At 45.2% G+C, this 840-nt stretch carries 1 protein-coding gene, 4 tRNA genes and 1 rRNA gene; 1 reads left to right on the plus strand and 5 read right to left on the minus strand.

Annotated elements, in window-relative coordinates; genetic code table 11:
- A partial coding sequence (locus R8N47_RS24370) for a hypothetical protein (RefSeq protein ID WP_318186003.1) occupies positions 1 to 202 on the plus strand: 202 nt, incomplete at its 5' end.
- A gap of 119 nt (positions 203 to 321) precedes the next feature.
- Here the strand turns inward: R8N47_RS24370 and R8N47_RS24375 are convergent.
- From R8N47_RS24375 to R8N47_RS24395, 5 genes are all read right to left on the minus strand, one after another.
- A tRNA-Val gene (locus tag R8N47_RS24375) sits at positions 322 to 397 on the minus strand.
- Between the two features lie 38 nt (positions 398 to 435).
- Positions 436 to 511, minus strand: a tRNA-Ala gene (locus tag R8N47_RS24380).
- Positions 512 to 520: 9 nt separating this feature from the next.
- A tRNA-Lys gene (locus tag R8N47_RS24385) sits at positions 521 to 596 on the minus strand.
- Between the two features lie 2 nt (positions 597 to 598).
- A tRNA-Glu gene (locus R8N47_RS24390) sits at positions 599 to 674 on the minus strand.
- A gap of 89 nt (positions 675 to 763) precedes the next feature.
- Positions 764 to 840, minus strand: a 16S ribosomal RNA gene (locus tag R8N47_RS24395); the annotation flags it as partial.

The following is an 840-nucleotide window of genomic DNA, read 5'->3' on the forward strand; positions in this document are numbered from 1 at the left end:
ATACAACCCGAAGGAGTTTCGAGTTGATGTTCAAATCACCAAAGTTGTCTCTCATTATTTGAATGAGCGAGAGACATTCGATTTTGCCGGACTCAAATTCCAAGAACACTTGAATGTGTTTTTAGTTGTATTCATAAATGAATACTTTGAGAACTTTACAAACAATCTTAAAGATTGTTTTGTCAGCTTTCCAAATTGTTAAAGAGCTATGTTGCTTCACAAGGAAGTTACATTTTCTAAAGACTTTCAGAGTCAAAAACACCAACCAGTATCAATTGCTTGTTCTGGTTTGGACGTTTTATTCCAAAAATACTTAGAGAATGGTGGGCGATACCGGGCTCGAACCAGTGACCCCCTGCTTGTAAGGCAGGTGCTCTCCCAACTGAGCTAATCGCCCACATTAGTTTTACTTCTTAGTGGAAGAAGTTCCTCGAATGGTGGAGCTATGCGGGATCGAACCGCAGACCTCCTGCGTGCAAGGCAGGCGCTCTCCCAGCTGAGCTATAGCCCCATCGAGAAATGGTGGGTCGTGCAGGATTCGAACCTGCGACCAATTGATTAAAAGTCAACTGCTCTACCAACTGAGCTAACGACCCAATGGTATCCCGTAGGGGAGTCGAACCCCTGTTACCGCCGTGAAAGGGCGGTGTCCTAGGCCTCTAGACGAACGGGACACTAAGTGAACATCTTGGGGGATGTTCTATCTCTTAAACTTCATAAACCGTATCAATCTGTGTGAACACTCATCGCAATAATCATCGTATAAGGAGGTGATCCAGCGCCAGGTTCCCCTAGCGCTACCTTGTTACGACTTCACCCCAGTCATGAACCACAAAGTGG

It is taken from the genome of Vibrio sp. 2132-1 (genome assembly GCF_033344315.1).